General features: G+C 56.0%; 1 protein-coding gene. It reads left to right on the top strand.

From position 1 onward, the window contains the following. Positions 1–373: hypothetical protein (locus tag J4G38_RS28455; RefSeq protein ID WP_226164216.1), on the top strand; the 373-nt coding region annotated here is incomplete at both ends.

Below are 373 nucleotides of genomic sequence, written 5' to 3'. Positions count from 1 at the left end.
GCGTTTGCCTGCCTTGTAGGTGGCAATAAGTTCTATGCCTACGAGGTCTACAGAAACGACGAGCTTCTGGAAAACACTATCATCCCCGCAGCGAAGAGCTTCTGGTTTGACAACGTCCAGGCCCTCAAGGAGCCTGAGCTGCAGGCCGGCGACACTGAGCTGATGAACAGCGTGTTCGCCGAGGTCAAGAAGAACTCCGAGATCATGCTCGAGGACGAAGAGGCCGACAATCTCGCCTTCTCCATCTCCGAAGCCAAGCAGCAGATCAAGCAGCTTGAGAAGATCGTCGAGGAGGCCCAGAACCGCCTCAAGGAACGCCTCGGCAACCATGAAATCGGCTACTGCCGCAACTACACCGTCAAGTGGTCTCCTC

The sequence above is a fragment of the Hymenobacter terricola genome, from assembly GCF_017921975.2.
GTDB classification, from domain to species: domain Bacteria; phylum Bacteroidota; class Bacteroidia; order Cytophagales; family Hymenobacteraceae; genus Hymenobacter; species Hymenobacter terricola.
The sequence above is the reverse complement of the archived record's forward strand: the minus strand, read 5'-3'. Positions and strand labels throughout refer to the sequence as shown.